The organism is Rhizobium sp. RCC_161_2, assembly GCF_041355235.1.
Taxonomy (GTDB): domain Bacteria; phylum Pseudomonadota; class Alphaproteobacteria; order Rhizobiales; family Rhizobiaceae; genus Rhizobium.
In genome coordinates, this window is the sequence record NZ_JBFUPL010000003.1 from 216548 (window position 1) to 236502 (window position 19955).

General features: G+C 59.1%; 18 protein-coding genes and 1 tRNA gene. 10 read left to right on the forward strand and 9 right to left on the reverse strand.

The features are described from left to right. Positions 1–27 precede the first annotated feature (27 nt). From araD to chvE, 6 genes are all read right to left on the reverse strand, one after another. Positions 28–1773 (reverse strand): L-arabinonate dehydratase, encoded by a 1746-nt coding sequence (gene araD, locus AB6803_RS08860; protein ID WP_007689731.1) that lies wholly within the window; start codon positions 1771–1773, stop codon positions 28–30. A 65-nt stretch (positions 1774–1838) separates the two neighbouring features. Beyond that, positions 1839–3272, reverse strand: coding sequence for an aldehyde dehydrogenase family protein (locus AB6803_RS08865; RefSeq protein WP_371108532.1), 1434 nt, complete (start codon positions 3270–3272; stop codon positions 1839–1841). A gap of 67 nt (positions 3273–3339) precedes the next feature. Further along, positions 3340–4338: an AraD1 family protein gene (gene araD1 / locus AB6803_RS08870; RefSeq protein WP_371108533.1), complete on the reverse strand. Its 999-nt coding sequence runs from the start codon at positions 4336–4338 to the stop codon at positions 3340–3342. A 115-nt stretch (positions 4339–4453) separates the two neighbouring features. Beyond that, positions 4454–5662 (reverse strand): multiple monosaccharide ABC transporter permease, encoded by a 1209-nt coding sequence (gene mmsB / locus AB6803_RS08875; RefSeq protein ID WP_371108534.1) that lies wholly within the window; start codon positions 5660–5662, stop codon positions 4454–4456. Beyond that, the gene (mmsA, locus tag AB6803_RS08880; RefSeq protein ID WP_371108535.1) at positions 5662–7197 is read right to left on the reverse strand and encodes a multiple monosaccharide ABC transporter ATP-binding protein; all 1536 of its coding nucleotides are present in this window, start codon (positions 7195–7197) and stop codon (positions 5662–5664) included. The genes mmsB and mmsA overlap by 1 nt, the downstream gene beginning before the upstream one ends. A gap of 105 nt (positions 7198–7302) precedes the next feature. Further along, positions 7303–8367, reverse strand: coding sequence for a multiple monosaccharide ABC transporter substrate-binding protein (chvE, locus tag AB6803_RS08885; protein WP_371108536.1), 1065 nt, complete (start codon positions 8365–8367; stop codon positions 7303–7305). A 272-nt stretch (positions 8368–8639) separates the two neighbouring features. On the opposite strand from chvE, the gene AB6803_RS08890 reads away from it, so the two are divergent. After that, the gene (locus tag AB6803_RS08890) at positions 8640–9659 is read left to right on the forward strand and encodes a LysR family transcriptional regulator (protein ID WP_371108537.1); all 1020 of its coding nucleotides are present in this window, start codon (positions 8640–8642) and stop codon (positions 9657–9659) included. 65 nt (positions 9660–9724) lie between these two features. Next, a complete protein-coding gene (locus tag AB6803_RS08895) occupies positions 9725–10192 on the forward strand; it encodes a hypothetical protein (RefSeq protein ID WP_371108538.1) in 468 nt (155 codons plus the stop codon). Here the strand turns inward: AB6803_RS08895 and AB6803_RS08900 are convergent, their stop codons facing one another. Continuing rightward, the gene (locus AB6803_RS08900; protein WP_371108539.1) at positions 10193–10453 is read right to left on the reverse strand and encodes a hypothetical protein; all 261 of its coding nucleotides are present in this window, start codon (positions 10451–10453) and stop codon (positions 10193–10195) included. It abuts the gene before it with no gap. Between the two features lie 218 nt (positions 10454–10671). Here AB6803_RS08900 and iolG point away from each other — a divergent pair, with 218 nt between their 5' ends. After that, positions 10672–11664 carry an inositol 2-dehydrogenase gene (gene iolG, locus AB6803_RS08905; RefSeq protein WP_371108540.1) on the forward strand — a complete coding sequence of 331 codons (993 nt, stop codon included), beginning with the start codon at positions 10672–10674 and terminating at the stop codon, positions 11662–11664. Between the two features lie 51 nt (positions 11665–11715). Here the strand turns inward: iolG and AB6803_RS08910 are convergent, their stop codons facing one another. After that, a complete protein-coding gene (locus tag AB6803_RS08910) occupies positions 11716–12993 on the reverse strand; it encodes an ROK family protein (protein WP_371108541.1) in 1278 nt (425 codons plus the stop codon). Positions 12994–13216: 223 nt separating this feature from the next. On the opposite strand from AB6803_RS08910, the gene xylF reads away from it, so the two are divergent. The 7 genes from xylF to AB6803_RS08945 all read left to right on the forward strand — a co-directional run bounded on the left by xylF (position 13217) and on the right by AB6803_RS08945 (position 18890). Then, a complete protein-coding gene (gene xylF / locus AB6803_RS08915) occupies positions 13217–14257 on the forward strand; it encodes a D-xylose ABC transporter substrate-binding protein (RefSeq protein ID WP_371108542.1) in 1041 nt (346 codons plus the stop codon). Positions 14258–14549: 292 nt separating this feature from the next. Continuing rightward, positions 14550–15878 carry a sugar ABC transporter permease gene (locus AB6803_RS08920; protein WP_371108543.1) on the forward strand — a complete coding sequence of 443 codons (1329 nt, stop codon included), beginning with the start codon at positions 14550–14552 and terminating at the stop codon, positions 15876–15878. Positions 15879–15893: 15 nt separating this feature from the next. Continuing rightward, the gene (locus AB6803_RS08925; RefSeq protein WP_007689768.1) at positions 15894–16676 is read left to right on the forward strand and encodes an ATP-binding cassette domain-containing protein; all 783 of its coding nucleotides are present in this window, start codon (positions 15894–15896) and stop codon (positions 16674–16676) included. 167 nt (positions 16677–16843) lie between these two features. Then, positions 16844–16920: transfer RNA gene (locus tag AB6803_RS08930), tRNA-Arg, on the forward strand. Between the two features lie 80 nt (positions 16921–17000). Continuing rightward, the gene (locus AB6803_RS08935; RefSeq protein WP_371108544.1) at positions 17001–17630 is read left to right on the forward strand and encodes a DUF488 family protein; all 630 of its coding nucleotides are present in this window, start codon (positions 17001–17003) and stop codon (positions 17628–17630) included. After that, complete coding sequence (locus tag AB6803_RS08940; protein ID WP_371108545.1) at positions 17627–18073, forward strand: DUF488 family protein; 447 nt, start codon at positions 17627–17629, stop codon at positions 18071–18073. The genes AB6803_RS08935 and AB6803_RS08940 overlap by 4 nt, the downstream gene beginning before the upstream one ends. 136 nt (positions 18074–18209) lie before the next feature. Further along, positions 18210–18890, forward strand: a complete 681-nt coding sequence (locus tag AB6803_RS08945; protein WP_371108546.1) for a hypothetical protein — start codon at positions 18210–18212, stop codon at positions 18888–18890. A 43-nt stretch (positions 18891–18933) separates the two neighbouring features. Here AB6803_RS08945 and AB6803_RS08950 read toward each other — a convergent pair whose 3' ends face one another. Further along, positions 18934–19722: a hypothetical protein gene (locus AB6803_RS08950; protein ID WP_371108547.1), complete on the reverse strand. Its 789-nt coding sequence runs from the start codon at positions 19720–19722 to the stop codon at positions 18934–18936. Positions 19723–19955 lie beyond the last annotated feature (233 nt).

Sequence of the window (19955 nt, forward strand, 5' to 3'; positions counted from 1 at the left end):
GCCCCTCTCAAATTTCAACCGTCAACCTCAGTGGCTGTCGCGGTTCATCGGGATGTCTGAGCCGCGTGCGCCAACCAGGAAGTCCAGGTCGGCACCGGTGTCGGCCTGCATCACGGTCTTGACGTAGAGGCCGCCGTAGCCGCCGGCGAGCGGCTTGACCGGGGAGACCCAGGCAGCGCGGCGCTTGGCCAGTTCCTCGTCGGAGATCTCAAGCTGGATCGTGCGGGCCGGTACGTCGACCGAGATCAGGTCGCCATTCTGAACCAGTGCCAGAGGTCCGCCATCGGCGGCTTCAGGCGCGGTGTGCAGGATGACGGTGCCGTAAGCAGTGCCGGACATGCGTGCATCGGAGATACGGATCATGTCGGTAATGCCCTTTTTCAGCACCTTCGGCGGCAGGCCCATGTTGCCGACTTCTGCCATGCCTGGATAGCCCTTCGGGCCGCAGTACTTCAGCACCATGATGCAGTTCTCGTCGATGTCGAGATCGTCGCGGTTGATGCGGGCGTGGTAGTCCTCGATGCTTTCGAAAACGACGGCGCGGCCCTTGTGCTGCATGAGATGCGGCGAAGCGGCGGACGGCTTCAGGACGGCACCCTTGGGCGCCAGGTTGCCCCGCAGAACCGCGATGCCGCCCGACTGCGTCAGCGCCTTTTCGCGCGGGACGATGACGTCGTCATTGTAATTGACGACATCCTTGACGCCATCCCAGATGCTTTCGCCGGTGACGGTGATCGCATCCTTGTGCAGCAGACCCATATCGCCGACCGCCTTGATGACGACGGGCAGGCCGCCGGCATAATAGAACTCTTCCATCAGGTGCTTGCCGGAAGGCTGCAGGTTGACGATGGTCGGAACTTCACGACCAAGGCGATCCCAGTCGTCGAGCGACAGATCGACGCCGATGCGGCCGGCGAGCGCCAGCAGATGCAGCACGGCATTCGTGGACCCACCGACAGCACCATTGACGCGAATAGCGTTCTCGAAGGCTTCCTTGGTCAGGATGTCGGAAGGCTTCAGGTCTTCCTTGACCATGTCGACGATACGACGGCCGGAAAGCTGCGAGATGACGCGGCGACGGGCATCGACCGCCGGAATGGCGGCATTGCCCGGCAGGGTCATGCCGAGAGCTTCGGCCATCGACGCCATGGTCGAGGCCGTACCCATGGTCATACAGCTGCCGGCCGAGCGGGCCATGCCCTGCTCCGCGTCCATGAACTCTTCCAGCGACATCTCGCCGGACTTGACCATTTCCGAGAACTGCCAGACGGCCGTGCCGGAGCCGACATCCTTGCCGCGCCACTTGCCGTTCAGCATCGGGCCGCCGGATACCAGAATGACCGGGATATCGACCGAGGCCGCGCCCATCAGAAGGCTCGGTGTGGTCTTGTCGCAGCCGCCGAGCAGCACGACGCCGTCGACCGGATTGCCGCGGATCGCCTCTTCAACGTCCATGGCCGCGAGATTGCGGAACATCATCGCCGTCGGGCGCAGCGTGCTTTCGCCGACCGAGAACACTGGGAATTCGACCGGGAAACCCCCGGCTTCGTAGACGCCGCGCTTCACGCGCTCTGCAAGATCGCGCAGATGCGCGTTGCAGGGCGTCAGCTCCGACCAGGTGTTACAGATGCCGATGATCGGACGGCCGTCAAACGTGTCGGCGGGCAGGCCCTGGTTCTTCATCCAGGAGCGGTGCATGATCGCGTTCTTGCCGGTGCCGCCGAACCAGTCATAGGAGCGCAGTCTGCGCGGCCATTCAGCTTTCTTCTTCATAATCTCAGTACCTTTTTTCCGTCGTCCAAGCCGCCTCGTACGAACTTGGACATTGAAATCGATGGTCAGGCCAGCGTGTAGGCCGTCTTGACCGTGGTGAAGAACTCGGCGGCATATTTGCCCTGCTCGCGCGGACCGAAGGACGAGCCCTTGCGGCCGCCGAACGGTACATGGAAGTCCACACCCGCCGTCGGCAGGTTGACCATCACCATGCCGGCTTCAGCGTTGCGCTTGAAATGCGTCGCATGCTTCAGGCTGGTGGTGGCGATACCGGAGGACAGGCCGAACGGCGTGTCGTTGGCGACGGCAAGCGCCTCTTCATAGTTCTTCACCCGGATGACCGAGGCGACCGGCCCGAAGATCTCTTCGCGGCTGATACGCATCTGGTTCGTGGCTTCGGTGAACAGCGTCGGCTGCAGGTAGAAGCCGGGCGTCTCGCGGCTGATGATCTCGCCGCCGAAAGCGAGCTTGGCGCCTTCTTGGCGGCCGATCTCGATATAGTCCGTGTCGGTCTTCAGCTGCTTGGCGTCGACGACCGGGCCGATATGCGTGCCGGCCTTAACGGCATTGTCGACGTTCAGCGTCTTCAGCTTCTCCGTCAGCGCCGCCACGAACTTGTCGTGGATGCCTTCGGTGACGATCAGGCGAGACGATGCGGTGCAGCGCTGGCCGGTCGAGAAGAAGGCAGAGTTGGCGGCGGCTTCAACGGCAACCGTCAGATCCGCATCGTCAAGAACGACCATCGGGTTCTTGCCGCCCATTTCCAGCTGGTACTTGCGGCCATGCTCGACGGAGGACAGCGCCACGCGCTTGCCCGTGCCGACCGAGCCGGTGAAGGTAATGCCGGAGAGAATCGGGCTATCGAGCATGGCCTGGCCGACGACGGAGCCTTTGCCCATGACGAGGTTCAGCACGCCCTTCGGCAGGCCGGCGCGGTGAAGAATATCGACGATTGCCCAGGAGCAGCCCGGCACCAGATCGGCGGGCTTGAAGACGATGGTGTTGCCATAGCAAAGCGCCGGCGCGATCTTCCAGGCCGGAATGGCGATCGGGAAGTTCCAGGGCGTGATGATGCCGATGACGCCAAGCGGCTCACGGGTGATCTCGACGCCGATGTTCGGACGCACGGAAGGCAGCACTTCGCCCGCAAGACGCAGCGCCTCGCCGGCAAAGAAATCAAAAATCTGGGCGGCGCGGATGGTCTCGCCGATCGCCTCAGGTAGCGTCTTGCCTTCCTCACGGGCCAGTAGCGCGCCAAGCTCATCCTTGCGGGCGAGAATCTCGTCGCTGGTCTTCCTCAAGATCGAGTGACGCTCGAGAATGCCGGAACGCGACCATGCCGGAAACGCGGCCTTGGCGGCAGCAATCGCATCCGCAACGTCCTGGACGCTGGCGCTGGCATAGAGGCCGACAACCTCGTTGGTATCAGACGGATTGATGTTTTCGGCGCCGGTCGTACCGGTCCATTCGCCGGCGATCAGATTCTGATGAATGGTCATGGCTTCATGCCTTCCTGGATCTTTTTGAAAACGACCGGCCGCACAGGGGGCAGCCGGCCTCGATGGATTAGAGCTGGCGAACCGCCACGGTCTCCTCAGTGGCAACGGCAAGCGGATTGCGCAGCGGCAGGCCGAATTCGGCGACTTCGATTTCAAAGACATCGCCCGCTTCCGGCTTGATGCCGTCGGCAAAAGACAGCGTCGCGGTGCCGAACATATGGACATGGACGTCGCCGGGCGCGCGGAACAGGTCATACTTGAAGTGATGATATTCGAGATTGGCGAAGGTGTGCGACATGTTCGCCTCACCCGACAGGAACGGCTTTTCGAAAATCACCTTGTCGCCACGCTTGATGCGGGAAGAGCCGCGAATATCCTCCGGCGCAACGCCGATGCGGATTTCCGGACCGAAGCTTGCCGGACGCAGCTTGGAATGGGCGAGATAAAGATAGTTGATCCGCTCGGTGACGTGATCGGAAAATTCGTTCGAGAGCGCAAAGCCGATGCGGAACGGCGTGCCGTCCTTGGCGATGACGTAGATGCCGGCCATTTCGGGCTCTTCGCCACCATCGAGCGCGAAGGACGGAGATACGAGTGCAGCGCCCGGAGCTGCTGCCCCATAGCCGTTGCCCTTGTAGAACCATTCGGGCTGCACGCCCTTCTCGCCGTCCTTGGGTTTGCCGCCCTCGATGCCCATCTTGAACATCTTCATGGAGTCGGTGAGCGTCTCTTCAGCCGCTTCGCTCGTCTTCTTATGCATGGAATCGCGGGTCGCGGCGGAGCCGAGATGCGTGAGGCCGGTACCGGTCAGGTGCAGGTGAGCGGCGTCGGGATGGGTGATCGGCGACAGGAAACGACCATCAGCATAGGCTTTTTCCAGATCGATCGTCTCGCCGAAGCCATGAGCCTCGATGACGGAAACAAGCGACTTGCCGCTATCGGCAGCTTCCATTGCCAGTGCATAGACGCTGCCGGCATTGACGACAGCCTTGGCGGCATCGCCCGGGCCGTTGCGGACGGCGACAATGATCTCGCCGTTCGAACCCTTGATCTGGGAAATGAGCATATTTTCATCCTTTCCTAATAGACAGAGGCTGGATGCATTCCACCGCTCCGGCTCTCAGCGAGAGCCGGACTCTGTCATGGATTTGGTTTTAGATCTCGGCCGAGCGCTTTAGCGATCAGCCCTTGTTCTTGTTGTAGACGTCGATGAAGACGGCGGTGAGCAACACCGCACCCTTGATCATCTTTTGCGAATCCGTTTGGTAGCCGAGGATCGACATGCCCTGGTTCAGAACACCCATGATCAGGGCGCCGATGACAGCACCGGTCACCTTGCCGACGCCGCCGGAAGCGGAAGCGCCGCCGATGAAACAGGCCGCGATGACGTCGAGCTCCAGACCGTCACCGCCCTTGGCGGTGGCCGAATTCAGACGCGTCGCAACGATGATGCCGGCGATGCTGGCAAGCATGCCCATGTTCACGAAGGTATAGAAGGTCAGGCGCCGGGTATCGATACCGGAGAGCTTGGTCGCCTTCTCGTTGCCGCCCATCGCATAAATGCGGCGGCCGATCGTCGTCCGCTGGGTCACGAAGGCATAGATTGCGATCAGCACCAGCATGACGATCAAGACGTTCGGCAGGCCCTTGGCAGAGGAAATCTGATATCCGAGGAACAGGGTCGCTGCAAAAAGCAATAGATTCTGCCCGATGAAAAAGCTCATCGGCTCGACGTCGATACCATGTTTTTCATTCACCTGACGACGACGCCAGGAAAGGAAGAACATAACAATCGGTATGGCGACAGTCAGAAGGATCGACGTTCCATGGATACCGCCGATGTCGAAAAAGTCCGGAAGGAAGCCCGTCGCCATGATCTGGAAAGCCGGCGGGAACGGACCGATACTGCTGCCGCTGCCGGTCATGTTGATGATCGCATAGGTCAATCCACGAAACACCAGCATGCCCGAAAGGGTCACGATGAACGACGGAATGCGATGATACGCGACGAAATAACCATGCCAGGCACCGACCAGTGCGCCCATGCCCAGGCAGATGACCGTAGCCAGAACCAGATTCACATGCCATTGCACTACAAGGACGGCAGCGACCGCACCCACGAAACCGACAACAGAACCGACCGACAGGTCGATATGGCCGGCCACGATGATCAACAGCATACCGAGCGCCATTACGACGATGAATGAATTCTGCAGCACGAGGTTGGTCAGGTTCAGCGGCCTGAAGAGAACGCCGCCGGTAACGATCTGGAAGAAGACCATGATGGCGACAAGCGCGATCAGCATGCCGTATTCGCGGATGTTATTGCGGACGTAGTCGCCGATCGAGACGACGTTGGGGCCTTCTTTGGTTGGGCTGGCCGTAGTCATTAGTGCTTCTCCCCTGAGCGCATGATAGCGCGCATGATTGTTTCCTGGCTCGCCTCTCCCTTCGGCAATTCAGCGACGATCCGGCCTTCATTCATGACGTAGATGCGGTCGCAAGTGCCGAGGAGTTCGGGCATTTCCGATGAGATCATCAGAACGCCCTTTCCGTCGGCGGCAAGCTGGTTGATGATGGAATAGATTTCGTATTTGGCGCCGACGTCGATGCCTCGCGTCGGCTCGTCGAGGATCAGCACCTCTGGATCGGAGAACAACCACTTCGACAGCACGACCTTCTGCTGGTTGCCGCCGGAAAGATTGACCGCCTCCTGGAATACGCCCGATGAGCGGATGCGCAGTTTCGAGCGGAAATTGGTGGCGACCTGAAGCTCTCGAACGTCGTCGATGACCGTCGCCTTGGACACGCCCATGAGATTGGCGAGCGTCGTATTGTGCAGAATGGTTTCGGTCAACACCAGGCCAAGCTGCTTGCGGTCTTCGGTCACATAGGCAAGCCCGGCGTCGATAGCGCGGCGCACCGTGCTGACATCCACCGGCTTCCCGTCGATAAGCACTTCGCCGCTGATCTTGTGACCATAGGACTTGCCGAAGACGCTCATGGCGAATTCGGTGCGGCCGGCGCCCATCAGGCCGGCAATGCCGACCACTTCGCCCTTACGGACGTTGACGTTGATGTCGTGCAACACCTGGCGGTCGCGGTGTTGCTGATGGAAGGCATTCCAGTTCTTGACTTCGAGGATCGTCTCGCCGATCGGCACCGAACGCGGCGGATATCGGTCGGCAAGTTCACGGCCGACCATGTTGCGAATGATGATGTCTTCGCTGATCTCTTCCTCGTGACAGTTCAGCGTCTTCACCGCCATGCCGTCACGCAGCACCGTGATCTCGTCGGCCACCTTGCGCACTTCGTTGAGCTTGTGGGTGATAATGATCGAGGTGATGCCCTGATTGCGGAATTCCATCAGGAGATTGAGCAACGCGTCCGAGTCGCTTTCGTTGAGCGAAGCGGTGGGCTCGTCGAGGATGAGAAGCTTCACGCTCTTCGACAGGGCCTTGGCGATCTCGACGAGCTGCTGCTTGCCGACGCCGATGTCGGTTACGAGCGTGCTCGGAGATTCTTTGAGGCCGACCTTGGCGAGGAGCTGCTTGGTGCGGCTGAAGGTTTCCTGCCAGTTGATCACGCCCGAAGCTGCGACCTCATTGCCCAGGAAGATGTTTTCGGCAATCGACAGGAGCGGCACAAGCGCCAGCTCCTGATGGATGATGATGATGCCGATTTCTTCGGAGTCCTTGATGGTCTTGAACTGACGCACCTGACCGTCATAATAGATATCGCCGTCATAACTGCCGGCCGGATAGACGCCCGAGAGCACCTTCATCAGGGTGGACTTGCCGGCCCCGTTTTCGCCCACCAAAGCGTGGATCTCACCCTGACGGACCTTCAGATTGACGTTTTCCAAAGCGTTCACACCAGGGAACGATTTGGTGATGGTCCGCATTTCGAGAATTGTATTGTCCATTTTTCGTATCCAACGCCACAGCCGAACATACCAGACCAGGCGATCGTCATAAATATCAGAGTCAGGGCCCGCCTTGCGGCGGGCCCTGACCGGTAAGACGGAAGATTACTTCAGCTGATCAGCCTTGTAGTAACCACCTTCGACGAGGATCTTCTCGTAGTTGGTCTTGTCCACTGCAACCGGAGTCAGCAGGTAGGACGGAACAACCTTGACGCCGTTGTCGTAGGTCTTGGTGTCGTTGACTTCAGGCGTCTTGCCTTCCATCAGAGCGTTGACCATGTTGACGGTGACCTTTGCGAGGTCACGGGTGTCCTTGAAGATCGAGGAGTACTGTTCGCCTGCGATGATCGACTTGATCGACGGAATTTCGGAGTCCTGACCGGTGACGATCGGCAGCTTCTGGCCGCCGGTGCCGTAACCAACGCCCTTGAGCGAAGACAGGATACCGATGGAAAGGCCGTCATACGGGGACAGAACTGCATCGACTTTCGCATCGGTGTAGTAAGCCGAGAGCAGGTTGTCCATGCGGGCCTGAGCCGTTGCCGGGTCCCAACGCAGCGTGCCGACCTTGTCCATGCCCATCTGGCCGGACTTTACGACCAGCTTGCCGCTGTCGATGTAAGGCTTCAGGACAGACATTGCGCCGTCATAGAAGAAGAAGGCGTTGTTGTCGTCCGGCGAACCGCCGAAGAGTTCGATGTTGAACGGGCCCTTGCCGTCCTTGAGGCCGAGGGCGTCAACGATCGAGCCAGCCTGAAGAACGCCGACCTTGAAGTTGTCGAACGTAGCGTAGTAGTCGACATTGCCGCTGTTGCGGATCAGGCGGTCATAAGCGATGACCTTGATACCGGCATCATGAGCCTTCTGCAGAACGTCGGACAGCGTCGTTCCATCGATAGCGGCAATGACGAGAACCTTGTCACCCTTGGTGACCATGTTCTCGACCTGCGAGAGCTGGTTCGGGATATCGTCGTCGCCGTACTGAAGGTCGGTGCCGTAGCCAGCAGCCTGGAGCTGCTTGACGATGTTGTTGCCGTCATCGATCCAGCGCGCCGAAGCCTTGGTCGGCATCGCGATACCGACAGTGCCCTTGTCTGCCGCGAAGGCAGGTGCCACCAGCATGGCGACGCTGATCGCAGCGGCCGCCGTCAATGAGATAATGGACTTCATTACTCTCTCCCTTTGTTAATAATGCAACGGACAAAAAATGCCCGCCCGAAACTGCGGCAGGTTCCGTAGAAGGAACGGTTACTTCTGGTTGTGAGAAACGAAGTAGAACTCCTCCACGCTCTCACGTGCATGAGCTGCACCCGGCGCACGCTGGGCAAATTCGTACGATTTCGTATAACTGTCAAATAGAATAACTGGCAAAACACATACCAAATTTGGTATAATGTTAAAAAATAGTACTTTTTTGCCGATGAATGGGGGAAATGGCCGTCATGGAGAAAATATATAACGATTATTCGAGCGAAGGCATCGAGATTCACTCGGACAGTTTTCGCGACGACACCCTGCTCAGAGCCGGCCTGAAGCTCAATCACCTTCGCATGATCGTGACGATCGAGGATCATGGGCAAATTTCCGCCGCCGCCGAGTCCATGAACATGTCACAACCTGCGGCTTCGCGCATGCTCTCCGAAATGGAGTCGATTGTCAAAAGTCCGCTCTACGAACGGGTCGCGCGCGGCGTCGTACTGACGCCTTTCGGACTGGCGCTCGCCAAGCGGGCGCGCAAGATCCTGCTTGAGCTGCGCGAGGCGAGCCGGGAGATCGGCGAGCTTAGAACCGGCAAGGGCGGCTCCGTGTTTCTGGGCGCCGTAACCGCCCCGGCGATCAGCCTTGTCGTGCCGGCGATCCAGCGTGTCACCAGCGCCTATCCCGGCATAGAAATCAATATCGAGGTGGAAAACAGCAACGTACTCGCGCGCGAACTGCTCGCCGCCCGCCATGACTTCATCATCAGCCGCATTCCGGACGAGCTCAATCCGCGTCTGTTCACCTCCCATGAGATCGGTGTTGAGAAAGCCTGTCTCGTGGTCCGCAACGGCCATCCGCTATTGGAGAAAGGCGTCGCCAGTCTCGAGGACCTGCCCGGCTACGATTGGGTCTTTCAGCCGCCCGGCACGATGCTCCGGCGCAAGGTGGAGGATATTTTCATCACCGCCGGTGTGCCCCTGCCGGAAAATATCGTCAATACCTCCTCGCTGCTCCTGACGCTCGCCGTTGTCTGCAAGACGGACGCCATCGCCCCGATCGCGCTCGACATGGCGCAATTCATCTGCGGGCAATCATCAAAGGCCGGTGAATCCTGCATTCTGCCGATCAACTTCGAGCTTGAGGTGAAGCCCTACAGCCTGATCACCGCTCGCGAGCGCGCCATGCCGCCGAGCGCCCGGTTGCTGCACGACATGATTCTGGAGGAAAGCCGGAATCTCCTTCTGCATGATCCGCGCCCATGATCGGCAGACAGCCATAAGCTCCGCACCAACTTGCACGCCTATCCAGGATGCTTCTGGAGGCAGGCATGTTATTCGGGCAATCACTGTTTCAATCCGTCCTCGATCGCCTCGACACGGAAGACGAAAAATCGTCAAAGGATGAGGCGGCGCATCGCATCCGCGGTCTCAACGTCAGTTTTGTCGCGACCGTTCTCGGCGGCGAGCCGGCTGAGTCTTCTCGTCCGGACGATGCCTATATCGACAATCTTGGCAATGAGATCCCCTCGCCGGATCCGCTGCCTGAACCCGAGCTGCAAGAGCCGCAGCCGCCGGTCATGCCGGATCACCTGGCGCGGACATCCAGGGAAGAGGTGGCCACGGACCTGGCGATCTCCCCACAGAGCACCCTGCAATCTCTCCACGAGAAACGCCGCGCCTTCGCCAAGGCCAATCATCCAGACAGCGTCGCCCCGCCCTTTCGCGAACAGGCAACCACGCGCATGATGATCGCCAATCAATTGATCGACGAAGCCCTGCGGCGTCTGGCGCGGTAGCTATTTCTTCTCGTTTGCCGGCTCGTCGTCTTCGCCTTGATCGTCCGCGACAGTGTTTTCAACCTCAGTCTTCGGCGGCTCCGGTTTGAAATTCAACAGCAATACCCAGCCGCTGTAGAGACCGAGCCCGCCGACGATGACGGCCCAGAACGGTTCCGGGCCAAACGCCTCGATGCTTGCCCAGCCAAGGCAGACGCCAACGATCAGAACCCGCACCCAGAGCGGCTTATAGACGGGATGGTTGGGATCGATCAGTTGCATGGGTCTCGTTCACCTGTTGGAGAGATCCCGTCTTTAGCGCATGATCTTGAAAACTGTGAAGCGGTTTCGGAAAAGCCTGTCCAAAGATAAGCCATTTTCGCAATGTGAATTTTAAAATTGTGAAACGCTGGCGGCTTGACGTCGCCTTCGGAAGATGGAATGAAAATTCCATATTGATTTTTATTCGGTTCATTTGTTCCGAATCCAGGGAGGTAAAAATGACTGTCAGATTTGGTCTTCTCGGCGCCGGACGCATCGGCAAGGTGCATGCGAAAGCCGTCAGCGGCGATGCCAACGCCAAGCTCGTCGCGGTCGCGGATGCGTTTCCGGCCGCTGCGGATGCAATTGCTTCGGCCTATGGCTGCGAAGTCCGCACCATCGAGGCGATCGAGGCGGCCAAGGATATCGACGCGGTCGTGATCTGCACGCCGACCGACACCCATGCCGATCTGATCGAGCGCTTCGCTCGCGCCGGCAAGGCGATCTTCTGCGAAAAGCCTGTCGATCTCGATGTCGCCCGCGTCAAGGCGTGCATCAAGGTGGTCGACGAGGTCAAGGGCAAGCTGATGGTCGGCTTCAACCGCCGCTTCGACCCGCATTTCATGGCCGTCAAGAAGGCCATCGACGACGGCCGCATCGGCGACGTCGAGATGGTGACGATCACCTCGCGCGACCCCGGCGCCCCGCCGGTCGACTACATCAAGCGCTCCGGCGGCATTTTCCGCGACATGACCATCCATGATTTCGACATGGCCCGCTTCCTGCTCGGCGAAGAGCCGGTTGCCGTCACCGCCACCGCCGCCGTTCTGGTCGACAAGGCGATCGGCGAAGCCGGCGACTACGACAGCGTCTCCGTCATCCTGCAGACCGCCTCCGGCAAGCAGGCGATCATCTCCAACTCTCGCCGCGCCACCTATGGCTATGACCAGCGCATCGAGATCCACGGCTCGAAGGGCCTGGTTTCCGCCGAAAACCAGCGGCCGTTTTCGATCGAAGTCGCCAATGGCGAAGGCTATACCCGCCCGCCCCTACACGACTTCTTCATGACCCGCTATACCGAAGCCTACGCCAACGAAATCGCCAGCTTCATCGCCGCGATCGAAAAGGGCGCCACGATCACGCCATCAGGCGCCGATGGCCTCGCGGCACTCCAGCTTGCTGACGCAGCGCTGCAGTCCGTCAAGGAAGGCAAGCTGGTGAAGGTCGCCTGAGACCTACCAGCGTTATTAGAATCAGAATGGCCGGGTTATCGCCCGGCCATTTCAGTTTGCCTGCGTCGCTTCGCCAACCGCCGATCGTCCGGCGGAAGAATCATTTGTTTCCGGCGCTACGACGCCCGCTTTGACGATGTCGCTGTCCATGATCGTCAGCGCGCGGTTGAGATGCCCTTCGAAGACCAGCGTTGGCTCGTCGGCCAGGACCCGCAGCTCCGGCATGCCTTCCATGCGCACGACATGCGAGTCCGCCAGCCCCTCCGTTATCCCCTCCAGCAGCAGGTCGTAGTAGCGCGCGCCCGGGCCGGTGATGGCGATCGGCATGCTCTCATGCAGGCTGAGAACGCGCGACAGGCCGTTTCCGAGCGCAAGGCCCGCCTGGCGAAAGGCAAGGATGTTGCGGCGGCTGCCCTGCCGGGCGCTGGCCGCTATCTTGTCGAGTTCGGCGACCGGCACGAATTTTGCGGGGATCGTGTCGAGCGGCACATCGAAGGCCGAGCGCAGGATGGCGTAGAAGCCGGCATAGGCCTCGATGCAGCCGCGCGACCCACAGCGACAAAGGCCGCCTCCAGGCAGATGCAGCATATGACCGAAATTCGGCGCCGATATCTGATGAACGCCCTCCTCGCCACGACGCACGATGCCGAGACCGATGCTATGGCCGAGCGACAGGGCGGCAAGCGCCCGGAAATTCGCCCCCTTCTCATTCTCCTCCTGCCGGCCGACGGCGGCGGCGACCAGCAGCGTCTCGTTGCCGAGGATGACCTTTGCCGGCCAATCCTCCCGCAGCACCGCGGCAAAATCGATCTCGTCCCGCCCGAAGATCGGCGACCAGCGCAGGATCGGCTCGGAGGCATCGACCAGTCCCTTGCTGCTGATCGAGATCATCAAAACCTTGTCGCGCGACAATTGCGAACGGGTGGCGATGCGGTCCAGCGCACTCCGCAGACCGGCCACAAAGGAACCAACGCCGGAGACATCCTGCGGCCTCTCCTCGGTAAAACGATCCATCAACCGGCCGGCATAATCCACAAGCGAATATTGCACAGCATCGGATGAAATGATCACGACGATGAGATAACCGCAATCGCGCCGCTGCGAGAACAGCACGCGCGGCCGGCCCCGGCCGCTCGCGGCCTGCTGCTCCGCCTTCTCGATGATCTGCGCCCGCTCCAGATCGGCGGTGATGACCGACACAGTTGCGGATGAAAGCTTCGTGAAATCAGAGAGTTCGGTATGGGCAAGAGGGCCGTGATGGCGCAGCGCCGCCAGCACCAGAACACTGTTCTTCTGACGGACCAATTCGGTACTCGATTTGGCCAGCATCAACAAGCCTCCCCCTCATTCCACCCTCCTGTTCGCATCTTCAGATGGCTCTTGTCCAGCGGCCAATTAAACCTGCAGACGCGGGTGTTGACAGTCGAAAAAATCTCTGACAGTAAATTTCTCGACTGTCGAGAAAAAAAGCGAAAGCTTTCTCGTCAGCATTATCGCGGCGGCCGACGGGAGCTTCAGGATACGTGCGGTCGCATTCACTCGGGAGGGTAATATGAAAGCTTTTATCAAGCTGGCCGCAGGCGCGGCCATCGTTTTGACCATGCAGACGGCAGCCTTTGCAAAGGATCTCGTCGTCGGCGTTTCCTGGTCTAACTTCCAGGAAGAGCGTTGGAAGACCGACGAAGCCGCCATCAAGAAGGCGCTCGCGGCAGCCGGCGCCAAATACATTTCCGCTGACGCCCAGTCGTCCGCTTCCAAGCAGCTGACCGACGTTGAATCCCTGATTTCCCAGGGCGCCAACGCTCTCATCATTCTCGCTCAGGACTCCGACGCCATCGGTCCGGCCGTCGAAAAGGCTGCTGACGAAGGCATTCCGGTTGTCGGCTACGACCGCTTGATCGAAAATCCGGCCGCTTTCTACATCACCTTCGACAACAAGGAAGTGGGCCGCATGCAGGCTCGCGAAGTCCTGAAGGCCAAGCCGGAAGGCAACTACGTGTTCATAAAGGGCTCGTCGTCCGACCCGAACGCCGACTTCCTCTTCTCCGGCCAGATCGAAGTGCTGAAGTCCGCCATCGACGCCGGCAAGATCAAGAATGTCGGCGAAGCCTACACCGACGGCTGGCTGCCGCAGAACGCGCAGCGTAACATGGAACAGTTCCTGACCGCCAACAACAACAAGGTTGATGCGGTCGTCGCCTCCAACGACGGCACCGCTGGCGGCGCCGTTGCCGCTCTCGACGCCCAGGGCCTCGCCGGCTCCGTTCCCGTCTCCGGCCAGGACGCCGACAAGGCTGCGCTCAACCGCATCGCCCTCGGCACGCAGACCGTTTCCATCTGGAAAGACTCGCGTGAACTCGGCAAGCGCGCCGCTGAAATCGCCCTCGCTCTTGCCGGCGGCAAGACCCAGGACCAGATCGAAGGCGTACAGACCTTCAGCGGTGGCCCGAAGCATGTTGCGATGAAGTCTGTCTTCCTGACCCCGGTCGCTATCACCAAGGATAATCTGAACGTCGTCATCGACGCCGGCTGGATTTCCAAGGCTGAAGCTTGCCAGGGCGTCAAGGCCGGCGCTGTCGCCGCCTGCAAGTAAACGGCAACCCTTGGACGATTGATCCAACGATACCATCGACGCCGCAGCGGCTTTCCGTTGCGGCGTCGAATGCGGATTGGAAGCCGACAACTCTTCCTTGCAGTTGGAGACGACGCTTCCCGCAGCATGCTGCGCCATCGCATCCCCCCTTGGCCTGCCTGATGGTGGTCATCGGGACCGGACAAAGACCGGCAGGAACAGGCGATGACGCATTTTTTGAGATTGGCGCGGTTGCCAGCGATAGCCCGAATGCATCGCAGGCCGCGCCCAATAGAGGGAGAACGGCAAAGCGATGGCCGACATGACACAGTCCACCACATCGAGCGGGCCCCGGAACGCAGATGCCGGCGCAATTACCCGCTTCCTGCGCGCCACCGAAATCGATACCCGCCTGCTCGGCATGATCGGTGCGCTGCTGATCATCTGGATCGGCTTCGATCTCTACCTGCGAGCCTTCGACGGCCGCGAATTCCTGACGGCCAGAAACCTCTGGAACCTCTCGGTGCAGACCTGCGAAATCGCGGTTCTCGCCACCGGCATGGTGCTGGTCATCGTCACGCGCAATATCGACCTTTCAGTCGGCTCGCTGCTCGGCTTCGTCGCCATGATCATGGGCGTCATCCAGGCCAAGTGGCTGCCGCAATATCTCGGCTTCGACAGCTCCTGGACCTGGATCATCACGCTCCTCTGCGGTCTGGTGATCGGCACGGCCATCGGCGCCTTCCAGGGCGCGATCACCGCCTTCATGAACGTCCCCTCCTTCATCGTCACGCTCGGCGGCCTTCTCGTCTGGCGCGGTCTCGCCTGGTATGTCACCAGCGGCCAGACCGTCGCTCCGATGGACTCCACCTTCGTCATCATGGGCGGCAGCGGCGCCACGGGCTCAATCGGCGCCACCTGGAGCTGGGTCGTCGGCATCTTCGCCTGCCTGATGATCGTCGCCAGCATCGTCGGCTCGCGCCGCCAGAGGAAGCGTTTTGGCTTTCCGCGCCGTCCGCTCTGGGCGGAATATTTCCTCGGCTGCCTCGGCTCCGCCGTCGTGCTCGGCACCGTCTATCTCTTCAACAGCTATAACTGGCCGGTCGGCATCGCCAAGCGCTATGCCACGGAACACAATATTACCTGGCCGGATGCGGGCCTGGATATCCCCTACGGTATCTCGGTTCCGGTTCTCATCGCCGTCCTCATCGGCATCGTGATGACCTTCATCGCCACCCGCCTGCGCTTCGGCCGCTATGTCTTCGCGATCGGCGGCAATCCGGAAGCTGCCGAACTCGCCGGCATCAAGACCCGCTGGGTCATCATCAAGATCTTTGCACTGATGGGCTTCCTCGCCGCCGTCGCCGCCGCGATCTCGACCGCGCGTCTGAATTCGGCGGTCAACTCTCAGGGCACGACCTACGAGCTCTTCACCATCGCTGCGGCCGTCATCGGCGGCACGTCGCTTGCCGGCGGCAGCGGCACGGTCGCCGGCGCCATGCTCGGCGCCCTGGTTATGCAGTCGCTACAATCGGGCATGGGCCTCGCCAATGTCGATACACCAATTCAAAACGTCGTCGTCGGCGTTGTCCTGGTGGTCGCTGTCTGGCTCGACATCGTCTATCGCTCGCGTGCCAAGTAAAAGGAATTCTGAACCATGACGGATCAAACCACTCCGCTTGTGGAAATGAAGAACATTTCCATCTCCTTCGGCGGCATCCACGCTGTCGATAACGCCTCGGTCGACCTTTACCCCGGCGAAGTCGTAGCCCTGCTTGGCCACAACGGCGCCGGCAAATCGACGCTGATCAAGATCCTCTCCGGCGCCTATAAGCGCGACAGCGGCGATATCCTGATCAACGGCGAACCCGTCGATATCCGCACCCCGCGCGACGCCAAGAAATACGGTATCGAGACGATCTACCAGACGCTGGCCGTCGCCGATAACGTCGACGCCGCCGCCAACCTCTATCTCGGCCGCGAGCTGCAGACCCGCTGGGGCACGCTCGACGACGTTGCGATGGAAGCCAAGGCCCGCGAAGTGATGGGCCGCCTCAACCCCAACTTCAAGCGCTTCAAGGAGCCGGTAAAAGCGCTCTCCGGCGGCCAGCGCCAGTCGGTGGCGATCGCCCGCGCCATCCTCTTCGACGCCCGCATCCTGATCATGGACGAGCCGACGGCAGCGCTCGGCCCCCAGGAGACGGCGCAGGTCGGCGAGCTGATCAAGCAGCTGAAGAAGGAAGGCATCGGCATCTTCCTCATCAGCCACGACATCCACGACGTCTTCGACCTCGCCGACCGCGTCTCGGTGATGAAGAACGGCCAGGTCGTCGGCCACGCCCGCACCGAGGACGTCACCAAGGACGAAGTCCTGGGCATGATCATCCTCGGCAAGGTCCCGCCCAAGGCCATCCCCGGCCCCGGCGCCATGAAGGCCTGAACCGCAACATTGGCACCCCATAAACAAGGCCGCGACCCGAAGGGCTCGCGGCCTTGTTTCATTTGATCGCACCGATCTGCACTTTCCCGCATTTTCCGCATTGAAGCCAAACGCTTCCTAGGCTAAGAACCTGCCATCGGACAGGCGAGTCAACCCGCCTCAGGCATGCACCCGTAGCTCAGCTGGATAGAGTGTTGGATTCCGATTCCAAAGGTCACAGGTTCGAATCCTGTCGGGTGCGCCATTCTTTTCCTAATGCATTGAAAGCTCAAAACATCTAATGTCATTTCGGACAAACGGTCGTTGCGCGAAGGAGGCAGTTTGGTGAATTCGCCTGTTGAGGTTCTGACGATAGGACACTCGACGCTCCCTTACGAGCGGTTCCTGGCATTGTTGCGTCAAGCGTCGGTTACCGCCATTGCCGATGTACGAACCGCCCCATATTCACGTCATTTTCCTCAGTTCAATCGCGATACGCTTCGTGATGAATTGCGGCAAGACCATATCGCCTATGTCTTTCTGGGAGAGGAACTCGGTGGGCGTCCTAAAGATAAACGTTTTTTTTGCAATGGTGTCGCCGACTATGAAAAGATGGCAACCACTGTAGAGTTCGCGCGAGGACTAGAACGCGTTTTGGAGGGAGCAAGAAAATATCGCATCGCGATGATGTGTTCGGAGCACGATCCGCTGGATTGTCATCGTTGTCTCTTAGTTGGGCGGGCACTTCACGAGCACGGCGTAACGATCAAGCACATTCTAAACAGTGGTCAACTCGTTGATCACCGCCAGATTGAAGCAAGACTGATGGATTTGTCAGGTAAGAGCGATATCGACTTGTTCGAGCCACCGTCAAAGCAACTAGCAGCGGCATATCGCGATCGGGCAACAAGAGTGGCATTTGCGGAACGCAGTAGCGGTTCGCAAAATTCAGAAGGCGCGGAACAGATCATTTGAGCAACGTTGAGCTAACAACGATTGGATTTACGAAAACCACGGCGTCAAGCTTCTTCGATCGTATCAAGAAGGCGGGCGTCAAGAAGGTCATCGATGTCCGTTTACATAACACATCCCAACTGGCGGGCTTCGCGAAAGCCGATGATCTCGCTTACTTCCTAAAACAAATATGCGGTGTAGAATATGTACACCAACCCCTACTGGCACCTACGGATGACATCCTAAAGGCATTCAAACGCGACAAGGGGGATTGGAACGTCTATCAGCGAGTGTTTTTGAAGCTAATGGAAGAGCGTCGTATTGAAGTGAGGCTAAAGCCTGAAATGTTTCAAAGTTGTTGCCTGTTGTGTTCAGAAGCAACACCGCACCATTGCCATCGCCGTCTAGTCTGCGAGTACCTGAATGACAAATGGGATGGTAAACTCCAAGTACGCCATCTTTGAATGATGTAATTACTAAATTTTATCCAAGCGCATTTTCGCGCTAGAGGCGCACTACCGGAAAGAAAAACTACTTGAAATTTCATTACTGATAGCTTGTACTCTTCAAAACCAGAAATGGGTTTGAGGAGAGGGCTACATGACAGCCTACAGTAAAACTATTTTATGCTTGGCAAACTCCCGAAAGACGAGTGGGCGCTGTATCGCCGGGCGTGAACTGATTAATGGCCAGCTAGGGGCTTGGATCCGTCCGGTTAGCTCTCGCGAAAATGCAGAGTTGTCCGAGGAAGATCGGCGCTTCGAGAATGGTCAGGATGCCCGCGTCCTCGACATCATCCGCATTCCAATGTTGGAGCCTAGGCCGAACGCATTCCAGGTGGAAAACCATCTTATTGACGCAGACTATTACTGGACTCTCGATGGGACTATGACATCGGCGCAGGCGAAAGCCGCCGTGGACGGCGCCGGTACGCCACTATGGTCTAATCAATCATCAAGCTACAACGGGCTACACGACCGCGTGCAGACAGAAGCAACTCTACCGGCAGATGGGTCCTTGCGCTTAATTGAGGTTACTGATCTTGAAATAAACGTGGTGGTGGAAGGAGCCGAGTTCGGTAATGGCAAGCGAAAGGTGCGCGGCCGTTTTACCCACGGTGCTACCCAGCACTATCTATCTATAACAGACCCGCTGGCTGAACGTCAGTATCTGCCTGCCGGAAACGGTGTCTTCCCCGTTGGCCAAGCTCTGTTATGCATAAGTCTCAGCGAGCCCTATCAAGGCTACGCTTATAAGCTGATAGCAGCTGTAATTACCTGATAATGTTTAATTTAATCAGATTAATGCATCGGCAGCCATCAACCTACCGCCCCAACCACGCCCTCAACCTGCTCCCCCTATGCGGATCCGCATAGTGAAACAGCGCCGTCGCCCTGATCTTCTCGGGGTCGCAGGGTGCGTTTGTGTGGATCGAGCGATAGCCCCAGAAGAAGTAGAGATTTCCCGGGACCATGGAGATGCGAAGGAATCGATCCGGGATCGATTTTGCCATGCTTCGGAGGGCCCATTGGGTGAGCGGATTGTCGAGCAGGATCTTGTCGACCAGGTTGCTGGCATACCAGCGCCTGACGCGCCGGAAATTCGGCAGGACGATGAGTTCGCCATTGTCCTTTCCGGTGGGCACCTCGATGGGGAGCAGCACGGTCAGGACGTAGGAATCGAAGTGAAACATCATCGAATGCTTGCGGCCCGTGCTGCCGGTCAGGCAGCGCAGGATTTGATAATAGGGCTGGTCCGGCGCCGGTCTCGACGTCACGATCTCATAGGCGCGCATGCAGATGTGCCGGAGCGCCGGCGATGCCGCCAGCTTGCCGAGTGCTGTCTCGGCGACGGGTTCCCGCCCGCGCAGCATGGTGTAGCGATTGCCGGCCGCCGTTACCGTATCCCGCACGAATTGGCGCAGGGCCTCCAGGTCGGCGGGCGAGATATAGCGGGGAAGAACAGCATATCCATCCCGGTTGATCTCATAAACCAGCGACGAAATCTCCGCCTCCGACAACTCCCGGCAAACGGAGGGCTGGTGAGGATCAATCGGCTCACCGGGATCGGGCGGCTGCAGAACGCCCGTTGAAGCGACGATTTCGGAAGCCATAATAGTCCCTCCCATCATCCGTTATACATTCAATTAAAAGTTAAGTTTAAATCGCCGTCAAGAATGTTTTTCTCTTTAATAACAAGAACTTATTTGCAATATTTCGACCTGTGAAGGAATTTCATAGCAGCAACAACCAGATATAATTCACAATCTTCACGTTACCTGCACATCATTATCTGCATGCCGGCCAAGAAGAGGCGTTGGCCTTGTCCTCTCAAAACCGAATGCGC